The sequence below is a fragment of the Actinomadura sp. 6K520 genome (assembly GCF_004349245.1).
Classification (GTDB): domain Bacteria; phylum Actinomycetota; class Actinomycetes; order Streptosporangiales; family Streptosporangiaceae; genus Spirillospora.
Window position 1 is genome coordinate 1 of sequence record NZ_SMLC01000014.1, and the last position, 21031, is coordinate 21031.

The window sequence follows — 21031 nt, forward strand, 5'->3', positions numbered from 1 at the left end:
GGTCGAGGACGAGCTGGCGGGGGGTGCCCGAGCCGTCCGGGAAGATCGTGCGGAGCGACTCGTGCCGGGCCACCACGTCCCCGAGCGCGTCGCGCAGCGCGCCGAGGTCGAGCGCCCCGTCGAGCCGCAGCGCGATCGGCATGTTGAACGTCGCCCCGCCGCTCGACGAGGCGCCCTCGAGCCGGTTCAGGAACCAGAGCCGCTGCTGCGCGTACGACAGCGGCACGACGGCGGGCCGCTCGGCCCGCGTCAGCGGCGGGCGGACGTCGCCGGGCGCGTCCGCGAGCCGCTCGGCGAGGCGCGCGGGTGTCGGCGCCTCGAACAGCGCGCGGACGGGCAGTTCCACCCCCAGCGCGGAGCGGATCCGGCTGACGAGGCGGGTCGCGGTGAGCGAGTCGCCGCCGAGGTCGAAGAACCCGTCGTCCACGCCGGCCTTCGGGACGTGCTTCACGCTGGGAGGCGACCCCCCAGACCCCCCGGCGACTACTCCGAGGACCTCGGCGAACAGCCCGCAGAGGATCTCCTCCTGCGGGGAGCGCGGCGCGCGGCCGGCGGACGCGCCGCCGCCGGGGGCGGGCAGCGCGGCGCGGTCGAGCTTGCCGTTGACGGTGAGCGGCAGCGCGTCCAGGACGGTGAGCGCCGGGATCATGTGGTCGGGCAGCCGCTCGGCCGCGTACCGCCGCACCGCCGCGACGTCGACGTCCGCGCCGACGAGGTAGCCGGCGAGGCGCCGGTCGCCGGGGCGGTCCTCGCGGACGACGACGGCGGCCTGGGCGACGCCGTCGCAGCCGCACAGCACGTTCTCGATCTCGCCGGGCTCGACCCGGAAGCCGCGGATCTTGACCTGGTCGTCGGCGCGGCCGAGGTACTCGATCGTCCCGCCGGGGAGCCACCGGGCCAGGTCGCCGGTGCGGTACATGCGGTCGCCCGGCGCGCCGAACGGGTCGGCGGTGAAGCGCTCGGCGGTCAGCCCGGGGCGGCCGAGGTAGCCGCGTGCGAGCTGCGCGCCCGCGAGGTACAGCTCGCCGGGGACGCCGATCGGGGCGGGCTGCAGCGCGGCGTCCAGCACGTAGGCGCGGGTGCCCCGGTACGGTCCGCCGATCGAGGGGCGCGCGGCGTCCGCGACGACCTGGTTCATCGTGTCGATCGTGGATTCGGTCGGCCCGTAGAAGTTGCGCGCGGTGAGGCCGGGGACGGCGCGCAGGTCCGTCCACAGGGCTTCGCCGACGGCCTCGCCGCCGAGGAGGAGCTGCGCGGGGCGGTGCCGCCCGTCATCGTCCAGCAGGCCCGCCTCGCGCAGGGAGCTGAAGTGCGACGGGGTGGTGTTCACCAGGTCGATCCGCGCCTCCGCCACGTACGCGGTGTACGCCGCCACGTCGCGGCGGGTGTCGTCGTCGACGAGGTGCAGCTCGTGGCCGTACATCATCCACAGCAGGCCCATCCACGACGTGTCGAACGAGAACGACGCCAGGTGCGCGAACCGCATCCTGCGGCCGCCGGCGGCCTCGATCGCCGGGTCGAAGAAGGTCTCCCGGTGCGCCTCGAAGTAGTTCAGCACGCCCGTGTGCGGGACGGTCACGCCCTTGGGCAGCCCGGTCGAACCCGACGTGTAGATGACGTACGCGGCGTTGCCGGTGCGCAGCGGCCGGACCCGGTCGGCGTCGGCCGGGTCGTGCGCGGGCCGCCCGGAGGTGTCCGGGAGGCCGCCGGGCCCGATGACGAGGGCGGGCCGGCAGTCGTCCAGCATGTGGCCGATGCGGGCGGGCGGGTACTCGGGGTCGACCGGGACGTAGGCCGCGCCCGCCTTCAGCACGCCCAGGATCGCCACGACGATCTCGGGGGTGCGCGGCAGGACCAGCGCGACGCGGTCCTCGGGGCCGATCCCCCGCGCGATCAGCTCGTGCGCGAGCAGGTTCGCGCGCTCGTTCAGCTCCGCGTAGCTCAGGCGGGCGCCCCCGCAGACGAGGGCGACCTCGTCCGGGGTGCGGGCCGCCTGCCGCTCGAACAGGTCCGGGAGCGTGCCGGCCGGGACGTCGGCGCCCGTGTCGTTCCACGCGGCGAGGGCCGCGCGTTCGGTGCCGGACGGGAGGTCCACGGTGCCGACCGGCTGCCCGGCGTCCTCGGCGAACGCCTCCAGGAAGCGGCGGACACGGGCGAGCAGCGCCTCGACGACGGGCCGCTCGTACACGTCGGGCCGGTAGTGCAGCAGCAGCGAGAGCCGCTCGCCGGGGGCGGCGACGAACGACAGGGGGAAGTGCGTCGCGTCGTAGGAGTCGGCCGCGGCGATGCGGACGCCGTTGAGGGAGCCGTCCATCGACGCGGGGTCGAACGGGTAGTTCTCCAGGACCGTCATCGTGTCGAACAGCGCGCCGCCGTGTCCCGCCACCCGCTGGATGTCGGTGAGGCCCAGGTGGTGGTGGGCGAGGAGCTCGGTCTGCTCGTCCTGGAGGCGTTCCAGGAGGGTGCCGAGCGGCTCGTCCATCCGGTACCGGACGCGGATCGGGAGCGTGTTGATGAACAGCCCGATCATCTGCTCGATGCCGGGCAGCTCGGGCGGGCGGCCCGAGACGGTCGCGCCGAACACCACGTCGTTCGAGCCGAGGAGCCGGCCCAGGACCAGCCCCCAGGCGCCCTGCAGGACGGTGCTCAGCGTGACGCCGTGGCGGCGTGCCGCGCGGGTGAGGCGCCGGGTGGTGCGCTCGTCCAGCTCGGTGATGGTCCGCTCCGGCGGCCGCGGTTCCCGCCCGGCGGCCTCGGGGGCGACGAGGCTGGGCCCGGCCACGCCGTCGAGGGCGCGGCGCCACGCGTCCTCGGCGGCCGCGCGGTCCTGCCCGGCGAGCCACGCCAGGTAGTTCTTGTAGGGGGTGACGCGGGGCATCCCGGTGTCGTGGCCGCCCTGCATGTAGAGCAGGAACAGCTCGGTGGCCAGAATCGGCGTGGACCAGCCGTCCAGCAGGATGTGGTGGTTGGTGAAGATCAGCCGGTGCCGCCCGGGTCCCGTCCGGACGAGGACGAACCGCAGCAGCGGCGGCGCGGTCATGTCGAAGCCGCGCGCCCGCTCCCGCACCACGATGGCGTCGGCCTCGGCCTCGGACGCGCTCACCTCCTCCCACGGCAGGTCGACCGTGCGGGGGATCACCTGGACGGGACGCGACAGGTCCTCGTGCCAGAACGCGGCCCGCAGGTTCGGGTGCCGGCGCAGCAGGGTCTCGGCGGCGGTCCGCAGCGCGGGGACGTCCAGCGGCCCTTCGAGGTCGAGGACGAACTGGGCCGTGTAGACGTCGGAGTCGCCGGCGTCGAAGAGGGCATGGAAGAAGAACCCCTGCTGCAACGGCGACAGCGGCAGGATGTCTTCTAGGTCGCCCCGGTTCAATGCTGCCGCCTCCATGCGTTCTGTAGCTTGTCGATCTCGCCCTGGTCCAGTTCCACGAGCAGGTCCGACGGGGTGAACCCGCCGGTCCCGCCCGACTCGACGTCGGCGACGAGCCCGCGCAGCGCGGTGCACCAGCCCTCGGCCAGCTCGCGGACGTCGCCGCCGTCGAGCAGGCCGCCCGGCCACGTCCACGTCGCGGACAGCACGGGGCCGCCGGGCAGGTCGCGGGTGACGGCGTTGATCTCCAGGACGTGCGCCAGCGGCATCCGGGGGGCCTCGCCGGGGGGCAGCTCCTCGGACGCGAGCGTCCAGTCGCCGCCCTCCTCCCCGCCGTCGACGCGGCCGAGGTAGTTGAACGCGAGCTGCGCGGGCGGCGCCGCGGCCAGCTCCTCGGCGGCCTCGCCGCCCCCGTGGCGCAGGAGCCCGTAGCCGATGCCGTCGCCGGGGACGGCCCTGAGCTGCTCCTTCACCTTCTTGATGGCCGCGCCGCCGGCCGCGTTCCCGGCGTCCAGCCGGACGGGGTGGATCGAGGTGAACCAGCCGGCGGTGCGGGAGACGTCGACGCCGGGCACGGCGTCCGTGCGGCCGTGGCCCTCCAGGTCGACCAGGACGCCGGTACCGCGCCCGCCGCGGTGCCGCCGCCACTGCGCGACGGCGAGGGCCAGGCCGGTGAGGAGGACGTCGTTGGCGCGTCCGTGGAACGCGGCGGGCACCTCGGTGAGCAGCGGCCCGGTGACGTCCGCGGGCAGGTCGACGGTCAGCGAGCGGGCGCGCGCCGCGATGTCCGCGCGCGGGTCGAGCGCGCGTTCCGCGAGTCTCTGCGGCGGGCCGTCCACGATGTCGAGCCAGTCCTCCAGCTCGTCGTCGTCCCGCTCGGACGCGGTGAGCTTCTGCGCCCAGCGGCGGAACGACGTCCCGGACGGCTGGAGCTCTCCCCCGGCCCAGGCCGTGACGAGGTCGGGCAGGAGGATCCGCCAGGACACGCCGTCCACGACGAGGTGGTGCAGGACGACGAGGAGGCGGCCCTGGTCGGTGCCCGCGTCGAACCAGACGAGCTGCGCGACCGTCCCCTCCCGCGGGTCGAGCCGGTCGCGGGCCGCCGTGGCCTGCTCGGTGACGACGGCCTGGAGCTTGTCGGCGTCGAGGCCCGCGACGTCGACGCGGGTGACGAGGCCGGCGGCGTCGCAGGCGCCGGACTGCCGGACGACGGGCTGCCAGCGGTCGCCGTCCACGTCGAGCCGCAGCCGGAGGACGTCGTGGTGGTCCATGAGCGTCCGGAGGGCGTCCGCCAGCCGGCCGGTGCCGAGATCCGGCGGCGTGCGCAGCAGCATCGCCTGGTGGAAGCCGCTGATCAGCGCGGCGTCGCCGGCCACCCGGTCGCGCAGCCACGCGACGATCGGGGTGACCGGTACCGGGCCGGTCCCCGCGCCGGGGGCCTCGGCCTCGATCTCCTCGCCCTCGCCCACCGGCCGCGCGGTGGCGGCCAGTTCCTCGACGGTCTGGTGCTGGAACACGTCGCGGGGGGTGATGACCAGGCCCGACTGCCGGGCGCGGGAGACGAGCTGGATCGCGATGATGGAGTCGCCGCCGAGGTCGAAGAACCCGTCGTCGATCCCGACCCGCGCCAGCCCGAGGACCTCGGCGAACAGGCGGGAGAGGGTCTCCTCCTCGGCGGTGCGGGGCGCGCGGGACGACACCTTCGCGGTGAGGTCGGGGGCGGGCAGCGCCGCGCGGTCCAGCTTGCCGTTGACGGTGAGCGGGAGGGCGTCCAGCTCGACGACCACGGCCGGGACCATGTGATCGGGAAGGTCCTTCGCGGCGAACCGGCGCAGCTCGGCGGAGTCGACGCCGCTCCCGGCGCCCGTCCCGACGACGACGTAGGCGACCAGGCGGTCGTCCCGAACGAGCACGGCGACGTCGGACACCGCGTCGTGCCGGGCCAGGACCGCCTCGATCTCGCCCGGCTCGATGCGGAAGCCGCGCAGCTGCACCTGCTGGTCGCTGCGGCCCAGGTATTCGAGGCGGCCGTCGTTCAGCCGGCGGCCGACGTCGCCCGTCCGGTACATGCGGGTGCCCGGCTCACCGAACGGGTCGGCGACGAAGCGTTCCGCCGACATCCCCGGCCGGTGGAGGTAGCCGCGCGCCAGGCCCGCGCCCGCCACGTACAGCTCACCTGCCACACCGGGCGGGACGGGCTGGAGGCGGTCGTCCAGGACGTACAGCCTGAGGTCCGGGATGCCTACGCCGATGAGGCTGCCGGGCGCGGTCGCCGCATACGCGCGGTCGAGCGCGATGTAGGAGACGTGCACGGTGGTCTCGGTGATCCCGTACATGTTGACCAGCGTCGGCGCGTCCTCGGCGTGCCGCGAGTACCAGTCTTCGAGACGCCCCAGTTCGAGGGCCTCGCCGCCGAAGACGATGTAGCGCAGCGCCAAGTCGGAGCCGGGGTCGTCCCTGTCGGCCGCCATCAGCTGGTAGAAGGCCGAAGGAGTCTGGTTCAGGACGGTGACACACTCGTCCACCAGCAGTTTCAGGAAGTCCTGCGGCGAACGCGAGGTCAGGTACGGGACGACAACGAGGCGCCCGCCGTACAAGAGCGAACCCCACAGCTCCCACACCGTGAAGTCGAAGGCGTAGGAGTGGAACAGAGTCCACACGTCGTCGGGGCCGAAGTCGAACCACTGCTCGGTCGACCGGAGCAACCGCACCACGTTCTGGTGCGGAACCACAACGCCCTTGGGGCGGCCCGTCGAACCGGAGGTGTAGATAACGTACGCCGGGTGCTCCGGGTCGATGGCGACGCCGAGGTTGCCGTCGTCGTATCCGGTGGCGTCCAGGTCGTCCGGGCCGAGGGTCAGGACCGGCCGGGCGTCCTCCACCATGTACGCGATGCGGTCCTCGGGGTAGTCCGGGTCGATAGGCACGTACGCCGCGCCCGCCTTCAGCACCGCGAGGATCGCCACCACCAGATCCGCCGAACGCGGCAGCGACAGCGCCACGAAGCGCTCGGGGCCCACTCCCCGCTCGACCAGGCGGCGCGCCAGGCGGTTGGCCTTCGCGTTCACCTCGCCGTACGTCCACGACACACCGCCGCACGTCACCGCGGGCGCGTCCGGGCGCGCCGCCGCCTGCGCCTCGAACAGCGCGGGGATCGTGCTCCGCTCCGCCACCGGGGCCCGTCCCCCGGCCCAGTCACCGAGGATCTCGGCGCGCTCGTCCCCGGACAGGACGTCGGCCGCGCCGATCGGCGCGTCGGGGTCGGCGAGCAGCGACGCCAGATACCGCTCGAAGCGCTCGATGAGCCGCCGCGCCGTGGCCGGGTCGTACAGGTCGAGCGCGTACTCCAGCTCGCCGTCGAGGCCGTCCGCGCGCTCGGTGAGGATCATCAGCAGGTCGAAGCGGGCGACGCCCGCGGTCAGCGGCTCCACCTCGGCGCTGAACCCCGGCATCTCCAGCCGCGCCTCGGGGTTGTTCTGGAACGTGAGCCCCACCTGGAACAGCGGGTGCCGGGCCAGGTGGCGCGGCGGGTTCAGCACCTCGACGAGCCGCTCGAACGGCACGTCCTGGTGCGCGTACGCGGCGAGGTCGGTCTCCCGCACCCGCCCGACGAGCTCGCGGAACGTCGGGTCCCCCGACGTGTCGGTGCGGAAGACGAGCATGTTGACGAACATGCCGACGAGATCGTCCAGGGCATCGTCCGTGCGGCCCGCGATCGGCGACCCGATCGGCACGTCGGTCCCGGCGCCGAGCCTGGTCAGCAGCCCCGCGAACGCCGCCTGGGCGACCATGAACGGGCTGGCGCCGGTCTCGCGGGCGAGGGCCAGCAGCCGCCCGTGGACGTCGGGGCCGAGGCGGAAGCGGGCCGTGCCGCCCCGGTAGGACGCCTGCGCCGGGCGCGGCCGGTCGGCGGGCAGCCGCAGCTCCTCCGGCAGCCCGGCCAGGGCGTCCCGCCAGTAGGCGATCTGCCGGGAGATCAGGCTGTCCGGGTCGTCCTCGGAACCGAAGAGGTCCTGCTGCCAGAGCGTGTAGTCGGCGTACTGCACGGGCAGCGGCGCCCACCGCGGCGCGTTCCCGCCGGCGCGCGCCGCGTAGGCGGTGATCACGTCGCGGGCCAGCGGCGCCATCGACCACCCGTCGCCCGCGATGTGGTGCATGAGCAGCAGCGCGACGTGCTCGTCCGGCCCGAGCCGGAACAGGTGGGTGCGCAGCGGCGGCTCGGCGGAGATGTCGAAGGCGTACCCGGCGGCCATGGCGAGCCGCGTCGGCAGCTCCGCCTCCGTCGTGTCGGCGACCTCCAGCTCGGGACGGGCCGCGGCCGGGTCCAGGACGAGCTGGCGCGGCACTCCCCCGCTGTCGGGCAGGACCGTGCGGAGCGTCTCGTGCCGCTCGACGACGTCGCCGATGGCGGCGCGGAGGGCGGCCACGTCCAGGGAGCCGCGGATGCGCAGCGCGGTCGGCATGTTGTAGGTGGCCGACGGCCCCTCGAACCGGTTGAGGAACCACAGCCGCTGCTGCGCGTACGACGGCGGGACCACCGCGGGACGCTCACGCGGTTCCAGCACCGGGCGTCCGGGCTCGTGCCGCGCGCCGCGCCCGAGCAGGGCGGCGAGGCCCGCGACGGTCGGCGCCTCGAACAGCGCGCGGACCGGCAGCTCCACGTCGAGGACGCGGCGGACGCGGCTCACGACCCGCATCGCGATGAGCGAGTTGCCGCCGAGCGCGAAGAAGTCGTCGTCGGCGCCGACCCGCTCGACGCCGAGGAGGTCGGCGAACACCGCGGCGACGGCCTCCTCCGCCGCGCCGGAAGGGGCGCGGTACGCGGTCACCGGGGCGGCGGCGAGCTCCGGCTTCGGCAGGGCCTTGACGTCGACCTTGCCGTTCGGGGTGAGCGGCATGTCGTCCAGGACGACGATGGCCGCGGGCACCATCGACTCCGGCAGGCTCTCCCGGATGTGCGCGCGCAGTGCCTCCGGGTCGGGCGCCTGGCCCGGCGCGGCGACCACGTACGCGACGAGCCGCTTCTCCACCGGCCCTTCGACCACGGGCTCCTCGGCCACGGATCCCTCGACCACGGACCCCTCGACCGCCTCGGCCGCGCCGGGGAGATCGAGCCCCCCGACGGTGACGGCGGCGCCGGAGTCGACGGCGGCCTCCAGCGTCCGCCGGAACCAGCCGGCGAGGCGCTCGGCGGTGTCCCGGTCGAACAGGTCGAGGGCGTATTCGAGGGTTCCCGCCAGCCCGCCCCCGCCGTCGCGGGCGTCCTCCAGCAGGAACTCCAGGTCGAACTTGGCGACCCCGGCGTCCACCGGCTCGACGGCGACGTTCAGGCCGGGCAGCTCGACGGACGCCTCGGGGTTGTTCTGCAGGGTCAGCATGACCTGGAACAGCGGATGCCGGGAAAGCGACCGCACCGGGTTCAGCACCTCGACGAGCCGCTCGAACGGCACGTCCTGGTGCGCGTAGGCGGCGAGGTCGGTGTCGCGGACGCGGGCGAGCAGCTCCGCGAACGACGGGTCGCCGGAGGTGTCGGTCCGCAGCACCAGCGTGTTGACGAACACGCCGACCAGGTCGTCCAGGGCCTCGTCGGTGCGGCCCGCGACCGGCGACCCGATCGGCACGTCGGTCCCGGCGCCGAGCCGGGTGAGCAGCGCGGCGAGCGCGGCCTGCAGGACCATGAACACGCTGACCTGGTGGTCGCGGGCGAGCGCGCGCAGCCCGTCCGCCAGGTCGGCGGGGATCTCGAACGGGACCTGCGCGCCCCGGTAGGACGCGCGGTCGGGCCGCGGCCGGTCGGCCGGCAGCCGGATCTGGTCGGGCAGCCCGGCGAGGGCGTCCTTCCAGTAGGCGATCTGCCGCGCGGCGAGGCTCGCCGGGTCGCGCTCGGAACCGAGCAGCTCCCGCTGCCAGAGGGCGTAGTCGGCGTACTGGACGGGCAGCGGCGCCCACTCGGGGGCGCCGCCGTCGCGGCGGGCCAGGTACGCGGTGATCACGTCGCGGGCCAGCGGCGCCATCGACCAGCCGTCGCCCGCGATGTGGTGCATGACGATCAGCAGGAGGTGCTCGTCCGCGCCGAGCCGGTACAGGTGCGCGCGGAGCGGCAGCTCGTTCGCCAGGTCGAAGCCGCGCGTGGCGTCCATGAACAGGGTGCCCGGCACGTCGTCGATCTCCCCGGCCGTCAGCACCGGGTCGGCCTCGCCGGGCGCCAGGACGACCTGGTGCGGCTCGCCGTCGGCGTCGCCGAACAGCGTCCGCAGCGACTCGTGCCGGGCGACGACGTCGCGCAGCGCCTCCCGCATCGCGGCGTGGTCGATCGCGCCGGTCAGCCGCAGCGGGATCGGCATGTTGTAGGTGGCGGTGAGCCCTTCGAGCCGGTTCAGGAACCAGAGCCGCTCCTGCGCGTGGGACACCGGCAGCGGGTCGGGACGCTCGGCGGGCCGCAGCGGCGGGCGCTCGGCGGCCGTCGCGGAGGCGATGTGCTCGGCGAGGCCCGCGACGGTCGGGGTCTCGAACAGCGCCCGCACCGGCAGCTCCACGTCCAGCGCGGCGCGGGCGCGGGCGACGACGCGGGTCGCCTTCAGCGAGTCGCCGCCGAGGTCGAAGAACCCGTCGTCGACGCCGACCCGGTCCAGGCCGAGGACGTCGGCGAAGATCCCGCAGAGGATCTCCTCGCGGGCGTCGCGCGGGCCGCGGGCGGTGAGCGACGCGGAGAGGTCCGGCTCCGGCAGCGCGGCGCGGTCGAGCTTGCCGTTCGGGTTCAGCGGCATCGCGTCCAGCACGACGATCGCGGACGGCACCATGTAGTCCGGCAGCGTCTTCGCGACGAACGCGCGCAGCTCCGCGGGCTCGACGCGGCCGCCCGGGGCCCCGACGACGTATCCGGCGAGGACGGTGTCGCCGACCGCGTCGCGGCGGGCGACGACGACGCTCTGCGTCACCGCCGGGTGGTCCGACAGCGCCGTCTCGATCTCGCCCAGCTCGATCCGGAACCCGCGGACCTTCACCTGGTGGTCGAGGCGGCCGAGGTACTCGATGTGCCCGCCGCGGTTCCAGCGGACCAAGTCGCCCGTCCGGTACATCCGCTCCCCCGGCCCGCCGAACGGGCACGCGACGAACCGGTCGGCGGTCAGGGCGGGGCGGCGCAGGTAGCCGCGCGCCAGCCCGTCCCCGGACACGTACAGCTCCCCGGGCACGCCGACCGGGACGGGACGCAGCCGCTCGTCCAGCACGTAGGCGCGGGTGTTGGCCATCGGGCGGCCGATCGGGGCGTGGCCCTCGGTGTTGCCGTCGTCGTACCAGCCGGTGACGAAGACGGTCGCCTCGGTGGGGCCGTAGATGTTGGAGATCCGCGCGTCCGGCAGCAGCGCCCGCAGGTCCCGGACGAGCTGCGGCGGCAGCGCCTCGCCGCCGAGCGCCACGTCGCCGGCGTCCAGGCGGAACCCGCCGTCCGGCCCGCCGCGGGACAGCAGTACCGCGACCGCGGAGGGCACGCCGCTGATCAGCGACCCGGACCAGCCGCCGCGCTCGGCGATCTCCAGCAGGTCGCGGACGACCTCGATCTCCCCGCCGATCGTGAGCGGCACCAGCCACTCGAACACCGACACGTCGAAGTTGAGGGACGTGGAGAACAGGACGCGGCGCATCCGGTCGGGGCCGTAGCTCGCCATCGACTCGGCGCAGAAGTCCACGACGTTCGCGTGGGAGATCACGACGCCCTTGGGGCGGCCCGTCGAACCGGACGTGTAGATGACGTACGCCGGGTTGCCGGGGCGCAGGGGCCGGACGCGCTCGGCGTCGGTGACGTCCTTCCCCGAGTACCCGTCGAGGGACAGCGCGTCGAGTTCGATACGGGGCGTCCCGCCGGGCAGCTCCACCGAACGGGTCGTGATGACGCAGGCCGGGGCGGCGTCCTCCAGCATGTAGGCGATCCGATCGGCGGGGTACGCCGGGTCGATCGGCTGGTATCCGGCGCCCGCCTTGAGGACGGCCAGCGCCGCGGCCACCAGGTCGGCGTCGCGGGGCAGGGCGAGGGCGACGAAGTCCTCGGGGCCGACGCCGTGCTCGATGAGGCACCGGGCCAGGCGGTTCGCGCGGTCGTTCAGCTCGGCGTAGCCGAGCCGGGCGCCGCCCGCGATGACGGCGCTGGCGTCCGGTGTCCGGGCGGCCTGCGCCTCGAACAGCTCCGGGACGACGCCGGCCGCGACGGGCAGCCGGGTGTCGTTCCAGACGTTCAGCAGCGTGTCGCGTTCGGCGTCGTCCAGCAGGTCGACGGCGCTGAGCGGCAGCGACGGGTCGGCGGCGACCTGCGCGAGGAGCCGCTCCAGCCCGGCCGCCATCGACGCGGCGGTCTCCGGGTCGAACAGGTCCAGCGCGTACTCCAGCCGGCACTCGATCCCGGCCGGGTCGCCGGCGGCGTCGTGCCGCTCGTCGACGAGGAGGGCGAGGTCGAAGCGGGACACGCCCGGGTCGACGGGCTCCAGCGCGACGGTGAGGCCCGGCAGCTCGACCCGCGCGGACGGGTCGTTCTGCATCGAGATCATCACCTGGAACAGCGGGTGCCGCGCCATCGACCGCTGCGGGTTGAGCACCTCGACGAGCCGCTCGAACGGCACGTCCTGGTGTGCGTAGGCGGCCAGGTCGCCGTCGCGGACGCGGGCGAGCAGCTCCGCGAACGACGGGTCGCCGGAGGTGTCGGTCCGCAGCACCAGCGTGTTGACGAACACGCCGACCAGGTCGTTCAGGGCCTCGTCGGTGCGGCCCGCGACCGGTGAGCCGATCGGCACGTCGGTCCCGGCGCCGAGCCGGGTGAACAGCCCGGCGAGCGCCGCCTGCACCACCATGAACATGCTGGCGCGGTGCTCGCGGCCGAGCGCGGCCAGCGCGGCGTGCAGGCCGGGCGGCAGGGCGAACGCGTGCTGGGCGCCCCGGTAGGTGGCGCGTGCCGGGCGGGGCCGGTCGGCGGGCAGGCTCAGCTCTTCGGGAATCCCGGCGAGAGCCGTCCGCCAGTACGCGAGCTGCCGGGCGACGACGCTGCCCGGGTCGGTCTCGTCCCCGAGGACCTCGCGCTGCCAGACGGAGTAGTCGGCGTACTGGACCGGCAGCGGCGCCCACCGCGGCTCCTCCCCGGCGGCGCGGGCGGCGTAGGCCGTGATGAGGTCGGCGGCGAGCGGCTCCATCGACCAGCCGTCACCGGCGATGTGGTGCAGCACCAGCAGGAGCAGGTGGTCGTCGTCGGCGATCCGGAAGACGTGCGCGCGGACGGGCGCCTCGGCGGCCAGGTCGAACCCGCGGGTCGCCGCCGCGAACACGGCCGCGTCGAGGCCGGCGGGGTCGCAGTCGGCGATCTCGGGCTCGGGGCGGATCTCGTCCAGCGTGAGGATCCGCTGGTAGGGCTCCCCCTCGACCTCCGTGAACACGGTGCGCAGCGCCTCGTGCCGCGCCATCACGTCGCGCATCGCGGCGCGGACGGCGGCCAGGTCGAACGCACCGGTCAGCCGCAGCGGGACAGGGATGTGGTAGGTCGCCGAAGGGCCTTCGAGGTCGTGGATGAACCACAGCCGCCGCTGCGCGTACGAGACGGGGACGAGCCCCGGGCGGTCGGCCGGGACGAGCTCGGGCCTGGCGTCCGGGCCGGTCCCCGCCAGCAGTTCCGCGAGGGACGCGACGGTCGGCGCCTCGAACAGGGCGCGGACGGCCAGGTCGGCGTTCAGCGCCGAGCGGGCGCGGGACACCACGCGGGTGGCCTTGAGGGAGTCGCCGCCGAGGTCGAAGAAGTTGTCGTCGACGCCGACCCGCTCCACGCCGAGCACCTCGGCGAACGCCGCGCACAGGATCTCCTCGCGGGCGTCGCGCGGGCCGCGGCCCGCGGCGGCCGGGGCCGGGCCGGGCTCGGGCAGCGCCGCGCGGTCGAGCTTGCCGTTCGGGTTCAGCGGCATCGCGTCCAGCACGACGATCGCGGACGGCACCATGTACTCGGGCAGCACCGCCGCGACGGACCGCTTCAGCTCGGCGGGGCCGGCGCCGTCCGCCACGGCGTAGCCGACGAGGACGGTGTCGCCGGCGCCGTCCGCACGGGCGACGACGACGCTCTGCGTCACCGCCGGGTGCGCGGACAGCGCCGTCTCGATCTCGCCCGGCTCGATCCGGAAGCCCCGCACCTTCACCTGGTGGTCGAGGCGGCCGAGGTACTCGAGCTGGCCGGCCTCGTTCCATCGGACGAGGTCGCCCGTCCGGTACATCCGCTCGCCCGGCTTCCCGAACGGGCACGCGACGAACCGGTCGGCGCTCAGCTCCGGGCGGTTCAGGTAGCCGCGCGCCAGCCCGTCCCCCGCCAGGTACAGCTCTCCGGGCACCCCGGCCGGGACGGGTTCGAGCGCCGCGTCCAGCACGTAGGCGCGGGTGTTGGCGATCGGGCGGCCGATCGGGGCGTGGCCGCCGGTGTTGCCGTCGTCGAACCAGGCGGTGACGTAGACGGTCGCCTCGGTGGGGCCGTAGATGTTGGAGATGCGGGCGTCCGGGGCGAGAGCGCGCAGGTCGTGGACGAGCCTCGCCGGGAGCGCCTCACCGGCGAGGACGATGTCGCCCGCCTCCAGGTCGAGCGAGCCCGTGGCGAGCAGCGCGGACATCGCGGACGGGACGCCGCTGATGAGCGTCCCCTTCCAGCCGCCGCGCTCCGCCACGTCCAGGAGGTCGCGGACGACCTCGATGTGCCCGCCCGCCGTGAGGGGCGTCAGCCACTCGAACACCGACACGTCGAAGTTCAGCGACGTGGCGAACAGCACCCGGGCGAGGCGCTCGGGGCCGAAGTCCTTGTTCGCCCAGGCGCACAGGTCGACGGCGTTGGCGTGCGAGACGACGACGCCCTTCGGGCGGCCCGTCGAACCGGACGTGTAGATGACGTAGGCCGCGTTGCCGGGGCGCAGCGGGCGGACGCGGTCGGCGTCGGTGGGGGCCGTCGCCGGGTACGCGGCGAGGTCGAGGCCGTCGAGCAGGACGCGCGGGGTCGCGCCGGGCAGATCCGCGTCGGGGGTCGTGATGACGCAGGCGGGGGCGGCGTCCGCCAGCATGTGCGCGATCCGGCCGGACGGGTACGCCAGGTCGACCGGCTGGTACGCGGCACCCGCCTTCAGCACCGCGAGGGCCGCGACGACCAGGTCCGCGTTCCGGGGCAGGGCGAGCGCGACGAAGTCCTCGGCGCCGACCCCGCGGGCGATCAGGTGGTGGGCGAGGCGGTTGGCGCGCTCGTCCAGCTCCCGGTAGGTCAGCGTGGTGCCGCCGTGGGTGACGGCGGGCGCGCCGGGGGTGCGGGCGGCCTGGGCCTCGAACAGCCCGGGGACGACGGCGGGCTCGACGTGCAGCGCCGTGTCGTTCCACTCCTCCAGGACGCGGGCCCGCTCCGCGTCGTCCAGCAGCTCGATCCGGCGGAGCGGCGTGGCCGGGTCGGCGGCACCGAGGGTCCGCAGGAGCCGGACGTAGCGGTCCAGGTGCGTCGAGACCTGGTCCCCGGTATAGAGGTCGGGGTGGGCGTCGAAGTCGACGCGCATCCCCGTCCCGTCGAAGTTGTCGTAGATGTTGATCGACAGGTCGTCGATGGGGCCGGTCGTGATGGCGTGCGTCCGCGCCGGCAGGCCCGCGAAGTCGAGCCGGTAGTCGAAGGCCATGACGTTGACGACCGGCCCGTGTAGGCGGCGGCGCTCGCCGAGCAGCCGCAGGTCGCGCAGCAGGTCCTCGCGGCGGTACCGCTGGTGGCGCAGCACCCGCGCGCTCGCCCGCGTCGCCGCCCGGACCAGCTCCTCCACGGTCATGTCCGGCCGGACGCGCACGCGCAGCGGCAGCACCGTGGACAGCATCGCGGGCGTCTCGCGCGACGCGGCGGAGACGCGCCCGCTGACCGCGAGGCCGAGGATGACGTCCTCGGTGCCGGTCATCCGCGCCACGTAGGCGGCGGTCGCGGCGATCGCCAGGCCCGGCGCCGCGGTGCGCAGCCGGCGGGCGCCGGCCGCGAGCGCCGCGGTCCCGTCCGGCGGGACGACGGTGCTGCGGCTCAGGTAGCCGGCGGTCGGCTCGGCCATGCCGTCCGCCAGCGACACCGCGACCGGGCGGTCGGCGAACCGCTCCAGCCAGTAGGCGCGGTCGCGCTCGAACTTCTCCGATGCCCGGTAGGCGTCCTCCTCGGCGAGGACCGCCCGGAAGTCGCCCAGTTCCCCCGGCTCGTACTCGCCGCCGTTCGCCAGCAGGGTGTAGATCTCGGCGGCGCGGCGGCTGATCACCAGGCCGCTGTAGGCGTCCAGCGTCGCGTGGTGGGCGCGCAGGAACCAGCGGTGCAGTTCCGGGGACAGCCGCAGCAGGGCGGTGCGCAGCAGCCGCTCGCCGTCCGGCGGCAGCGGCTCGGCCATCCGCTCCTCGATCCACGCCCGCGCGGCGGCGTCCGGGTCGGGCTCGCCGGACAGGTCCACGAGGGGGATCGTCGCCGTCGCGTCCGGGTCGAGGATCTGGTGCGGAATTCCGTCCACCTCGACGATGCGCGCGTTCATCGCGAGCGACTCGTGCGCGGCGATGCGCGCCACCCGGTCGAACAGCTCGTGGTCGACCGGGCCCTCGATCTCGATGTACTGCGCAATGTGGATCGGCGTTTCGGGCGCCAGTTGCTGCGCGTACCAGACGCTCCGCTGAGCGGCCGAAAGAGGAACGTACTCGGTGGACATCAAGCGGCACTTTCCCGGTCGAAGGGGGTTGGCTTCATGCCCGCCGTCGGCACCGGCCCGGCGCCGGCGGGCAGAAATTCAAAGAGAATGACCACACAAATCGGGCTGTTCCCCGTCCCCTTTCACCCCGAGTCTTTCCGGGAACGCGATCGGCCCGCGTGAACCCGGGACTGAACGCCCTGTGGTCCCGCAAATACAGAGCGCCGCCGCTTTCCGCCCTCGACCGGGACCGCTCTGGACCCATGCTCTACTCAGGAGTAGCGGAGCCACAGTCAACCAGCCCGCCACATGCCTCGCAATCCCCTCAAAAGCAGAACTTGACCCGCCCCATTGCTAACAGGAGTGACAAAACGGCCGGTGAGCGCCTTGGCACCGCGCCGCACGACGCTCGCCGGGTGACAAAGGTTCACAACACATTCCACACAACTCGATTACGCAGCGTGATCGATCACCCGGCCGGATACTCGTGCACGACGACCGCGGCGGCCCCCACCGAGGGATGCCGCTGCAGCACCGCCTCGATCTCCCCCAGCTCCATCCGCACCCCGGCGATCTTGACCTGCCGGTCGACGCGTCCGAGGTACTGCAGGGTGGGGCGGTCCGCGCCGCCCTCGCCCGCCCCGAGCAGCCGCACCGCGTCGCCCGTCCGGTACAGGCGGCCCGTCGGGGACTCGCCGAACGGGTCGCGGTAGAACGCCTCGCGCGTCCGCACGTCGTCGCCCAGGTAGCCGCGCCCGACGACCACGCCGCCGACGAACAGCTCCCCGGTCTCGCCCGCGTCGCACGCCGCCCACGTCCCGCCGTCCTCCTCCCGCAGCACGTACAGGCGGGCGTTGACGACCGGCGTCCCGATCGGGAGGCGCAGCAGCCGCAGGTCGCCGGCCGTCACCGTGTGGTGGGTGACGTCGTCGGAGCACTCGGTGGGGCCGTAGGCGTTCAGAAGGCGGGCGTGCGGCATCGCGTCCAGCCAGCGCCGCGACAGCTCGGCGGGCAGTTCCTCTCCGGTGGCGATCATCCAGCGGAGACCGGGCAGTGGTCGTTGCCGGGGGGGCTGGGGGGTCGTCCCCCCAGAATCACGAGAGCCCGGCGCCAGGTCGTCGAGGAGGTGCCTGACCATGGTCGGGACGAGCTCCACGATGGTGATGCCCTGCTCGTCCACGGCCCGCGCGAAGGCGACGGGATCGTGCCCGACCTCGTCGTCGACGACGTCCACCCGGCCGCCGAGCAGGAGCGGGCACAGCATCTGCCAGATCGAGATGTCGAAGCCGAGCGGTGCGGTGAACGCCACGACGTCCGCGCCGGTCAGCTCCAGGTCGACGATCTTGGCCCAGAGGTGGTTGACCATGCCCTGGTGCTCGACCACCGCGCCCTTCGGACGGCCCGTCGAGCCCGAGGTGAACAGGACGTACCGGGGCTGGTCGAGGGCGTCCAGGCGCGGCTCGCCGGACCACGGTTCCAGGCCGTCCGCCGCGGCGGCCCGCACGACCCGGCAGCCGGCCGCCGCGGCGCCCTCCCGCAGCGCGCCCGCGTCGCCGGCGCTGCCGCCGCCGCGCTCGCCGTCGATGAGCAGCACCGACGCGCCGGCCTGGTCGAGGACGTCGCGGACCCGCCCGGCGGGCCAGGTCTCGTCGGCGGGCACGTACAGGGCGCCGATCAGCTCGATCGCGAGGAACGCGGCGATGACGGAGGCCGAGCGGGGCCCGCCGACGCCGACGACCGTGCCGGGCTCGACGCCCTCGTTCTCGAGCAGCGTCGCCAGCCGGCGCGCCCGCGCGGCCAGGCCGGCGTAGGAGAGCACGCGGCCGCCGTCGGTGATGGCGGGACGGTCGCGCTCGGCGGCGAACCGCTCCACCCGCGCGATGACGGGGCCGGCGAGGTCGACGTCCGCCTCGCGCACCATCCCGTGCCGGGCGGCCAGTTCCCGGGCCCGCGCCAGCTCCGCCGCGGGCACGTCCAGGGCGGGCAGCCCGGCCAGGGGGAGCAGCCGGTCCACGGCGGGTCCGCGAGCACTCATCATTACTCTCCGTGAGGTAGGACTTCTCCGCTGTCATCAACCAAATCAAGCGGGGGCCATAGCTTATCCGCGCCCTGACAGAAGCATCTCGCATTCGTCGCTACCCGTCGGTAAGTAGGGGGTTGCGAGGGGAAGATGCGCGCAGGTACCGTGATGAGCCGCCATGGCCAGGCGTGCCCGCGGCGAACTTCGGGGAAGATGAGGGAATTGCTTCTTCATTTGAGGGTGACAGCGTGCCCATAATAACCTCGCCGCAGGAATTCAATGTCGACGACCTATATGTCGATCTGCGGCATGTCATCGACCGTCCGCTCTACCTCAAATGCGAGGGCTTCAATTTCGCGGGTTCGGTGAAACTGAAGGCCGCCGCCGCGATGGTGGAGGCGGCGGAGGCCGAGGGCGCGCTCACCCCGGACTCGGTCATCGTGGAGTCCTCGTCCGGGAACCTCGGCATCGCGCTCAGCCTGATCGCGGCGAGCCGGGGGCTGAAGTTCGTGTGCGTCACCGATCCGCGCTGCAACCCGGCGTCCATGCGGGTCATGCGGGCGCTCGGCGCCGAGGTCCGCGTCGTGTCCGACAAGGACGACAACGGCGGCTACCTCGGCGGCCGCATCGCGCACGTCCGGGAGCTGTGCGAGTCCGGCCGCGAGTACGTGTGGCTGAACCAGTACGCCAACCGGAACAACTGGCTGGCCCACTACCGTGGGACCGCTCCATCGATCGACCGGGAGTTCCCCGACCTGGAGGTTCTGTTCGTCGGGGCGGGCACCACCGGCACCCTGATGGGCTGCGCCCGGTACTTCCGCGAGCGGAACCGCCCCGTCACGATCGTCGCGGTGGACGCGGTCGGCTCCGTCACGTTCGGCGGCGTCCCCGAACGCCGCATGGTGCCGGGCCTCGGCACCAGCAGCCGGCCCGACCTGGTGGACGAGTCGCTCGTCGACGACGTGGTGCACGTCGCCGAACCCGACACGATCCGGACCGTCCGCGCCCTGTCGTCGCGGGGGTTCCTGTTCGGCGGCTCCACCGGCACCGTCGTGTCCGGGGCGTGCCGCTGGCTGGAGGCCAAGTACCCCGGCGAGGACCCGGTCGCGGTGGCCATCGCCCCCGACCTCGGCGAGCGGTACCTGGACTCCATCTACGAGGAGAGCTGGGTACGCGAGCACTTCGGCGAACTGCCGCCCGATATCCTCGGAACCTGATCATCCCGGTTGGAACACGGAGCACTTTCATGACGCAGGCCCCCTCATTCGCCGTGATCTCCGGCGCCCAGGTCCACGACGCGATCGCCGGGCAGGAGGAGCGGGTCACCCGGATGGTCGAGACGGCCTACCGGCTGCACGGCGAGGGGCGGACCGTCAACCCCGACTCCTACTTCCTGCGGTTCCCCGACCGCCCGGCGGACCGGATCATCGCCCTGCCCGCCTCCGTCGAGGGCAACGTCGGCGTGCACGGCATCAAGTGGATCTCCAGCTTCCCCGGCAACGTCGCGAACGGCATCCCCCGCGCGTCCGCGGTGCTCATCCTCAACGACGCCGAGACCGGCTACCCGTTCGCCTGCCTGGAGAGCTCCATCATCAGCGCGGCGCGCACCGCCGCGTCCGCCGCCCTCGCCGCCGCGACCCTGGCCGACGCCCGCGGCGACCGGCCCCGCACGATCGGCTTCGTCGGCGTCGGCCTCATCGCCCGCTACATCCACACCTACCTCGCGGGCAACGGCTTCACGTTCGACGCGCTCGGCATCCACGACCTGGCCCCCGACCACGCCGCGGGCTTCAAGGGCTACCTGGAGCGCTCGGAGAAGGGCGACATCACCGTCCACGACTCGGCCGAGTCGCTGATCCGCTCCTCCGACCTGGTCGTCTTCGCCACCGTCGCCGGCGAGCCGCACGTCACCGACCCGGCCTGGTTCGCGCACAACCCCCTGGTGCTGCACATCTCGCTGCGCGACCTCTCCCCCGAGGTAATCCTGTCGTCCTGCAACATCGTGGACGACGTCGAGCACTGCATGAAGGCCAACACGTCACCCCACCTGGCCGAGCAGCAGGTCGGCAACCGCGACTTCGTCGACGGCACCCTGTACGACGTCCTCACCGGTAAGGTCAGCCCGCCCGCCGACAAGCCGGTCGTCTTCTCCCCCTTCGGGCTCGGCGTGCTGGACCTCGCCGTGGCCCGCCATGTCTACGACGAGGTCTCCGCCTCCGGCGCCCTGCACACCGTCCCGGGCTTCTTTCACGACCTGAGCCGCTACGGCTGAACCGCGTCCCGCGGCGCCGGCGAGCCACACCAGGCCACCGGCGCCCGTGCCGACCTCAGCGGAACTCGGACGTGTCCAGTTCGAACCCGAACGGCTCGGGCAGGGGCAGCGACTTGCCGAACGGCACCTGGTCCGTGTGCCCGTAGTCGTGCCCGTCCGGCCCGCTGAAGAGGGTCGTCCTCTCCTCTTCCCGGTCCACGAGCAGGTAGAGCGGGATGCCCGCCCGCGCATACCCGCGCCGCTTGGCCACCCGGTCCCGCTCCGGCCGGGAGGACGTCACCTCGATCACCAGCGCGACGCCGTCCGGCCGGCTCCAGGGTTCGTCGTCCTCGAAGACGTCCGGCTCCACCGGCACGACGGTCCCGTCCGGGATCACCCGCAAGGTCCGTCCCCCTTCGTCCGCCGGAACGATCAGTCCCTTGGTCGACAGGAGGTGGAACTTGGTGGAACTCTGGCGGGCCATCTGCCAGCCGATCTCCGCGATGTTTCGCTCATGCCCGCTACCGGGGGGTGGTGTCACGACGATCTCTCCGTCGATCAGTTCGGCTCGGAAGCCCTCGGGGGTATCGAGAGCGAGGAAACCTTCCAGGAGAGCGTCGTCTTCTTCCTGCGACAGAGGCTCATCAACCATGACAGTCATGCCCTGCTCCTTTCCTCGCGCACGAGTCTATGAGCGGAGCGCCACC

6 protein-coding genes are annotated in these 21031 nt (G+C 73.7%); 2 read left to right on the plus strand and 4 right to left on the minus strand.

Annotated features, from left to right (window positions below):
• The 3 genes from E1289_RS06160 to E1289_RS06170 form a co-directional block, all read right to left on the minus strand.
• A partial coding sequence (locus E1289_RS06160) for a non-ribosomal peptide synthetase (protein WP_131976201.1) occupies nucleotides 1-3373 on the minus strand: 3373 nt, incomplete at its 3' end.
• Nucleotides 3370-16074 carry a non-ribosomal peptide synthetase gene (locus E1289_RS06165; protein ID WP_131976203.1) on the minus strand — a complete coding sequence of 4235 codons (12705 nt, stop codon included), beginning with the start codon at nucleotides 16072-16074 and terminating at the stop codon, nucleotides 3370-3372. The genes E1289_RS06165 and E1289_RS06160, both read right to left, overlap by 4 nt.
• Before the next feature lie 448 nt (nucleotides 16075-16522).
• A complete protein-coding gene (locus E1289_RS06170; RefSeq protein ID WP_131976205.1) occupies nucleotides 16523-18088 on the minus strand; it encodes an amino acid adenylation domain-containing protein in 1566 nt (521 codons plus the stop codon).
• 233 nt (nucleotides 18089-18321) lie between these two features.
• On the opposite strand from E1289_RS06170, the gene sbnA reads away from it, so the two are divergent.
• Both sbnA and sbnB read left to right on the plus strand, forming a co-directional pair.
• Nucleotides 18322-19290 (plus strand): 2,3-diaminopropionate biosynthesis protein SbnA, encoded by a 969-nt coding sequence (sbnA, locus tag E1289_RS06175; RefSeq protein WP_131976207.1) that lies wholly within the window; start codon nucleotides 18322-18324, stop codon nucleotides 19288-19290.
• 29 nt (nucleotides 19291-19319) lie between these two features.
• Nucleotides 19320-20345, plus strand: a complete 1026-nt coding sequence (gene sbnB / locus E1289_RS06180; RefSeq protein ID WP_131976209.1) for a 2,3-diaminopropionate biosynthesis protein SbnB — start codon at nucleotides 19320-19322, stop codon at nucleotides 20343-20345.
• A gap of 55 nt (nucleotides 20346-20400) precedes the next feature.
• On the opposite strand, the gene E1289_RS06185 is transcribed toward sbnB, so the two are convergent.
• Nucleotides 20401-20985 (minus strand): Uma2 family endonuclease, encoded by a 585-nt coding sequence (locus E1289_RS06185; RefSeq protein WP_207928819.1) that lies wholly within the window; start codon nucleotides 20983-20985, stop codon nucleotides 20401-20403.
• Nucleotides 20986-21031 lie beyond the last annotated feature (46 nt).

Excerpts from the sequence above, each read along its gene's own strand:
- E1289_RS06165 (WP_131976203.1), bottom strand. The coding sequence starts at position 16,074 with ATGTCCACCGAGTACGTTCCTCTTTCGGCCGCTCAGCGGAGCGTCTGG.
- E1289_RS06170 (WP_131976205.1), bottom strand. The coding sequence starts at position 18,088 with ATGAGTGCTCGCGGACCCGCCGTGGACCGGCTGCTCCCCCTGGCCGGG.
- sbnB (WP_131976209.1), top strand. The coding sequence starts at position 19,320 with ATGACGCAGGCCCCCTCATTCGCCGTGATCTCCGGCGCCCAGGTCCAC.
- E1289_RS06185 (WP_207928819.1), bottom strand. The coding sequence starts at position 20,985 with ATGACTGTCATGGTTGATGAGCCTCTGTCGCAGGAAGAAGACGACGCT.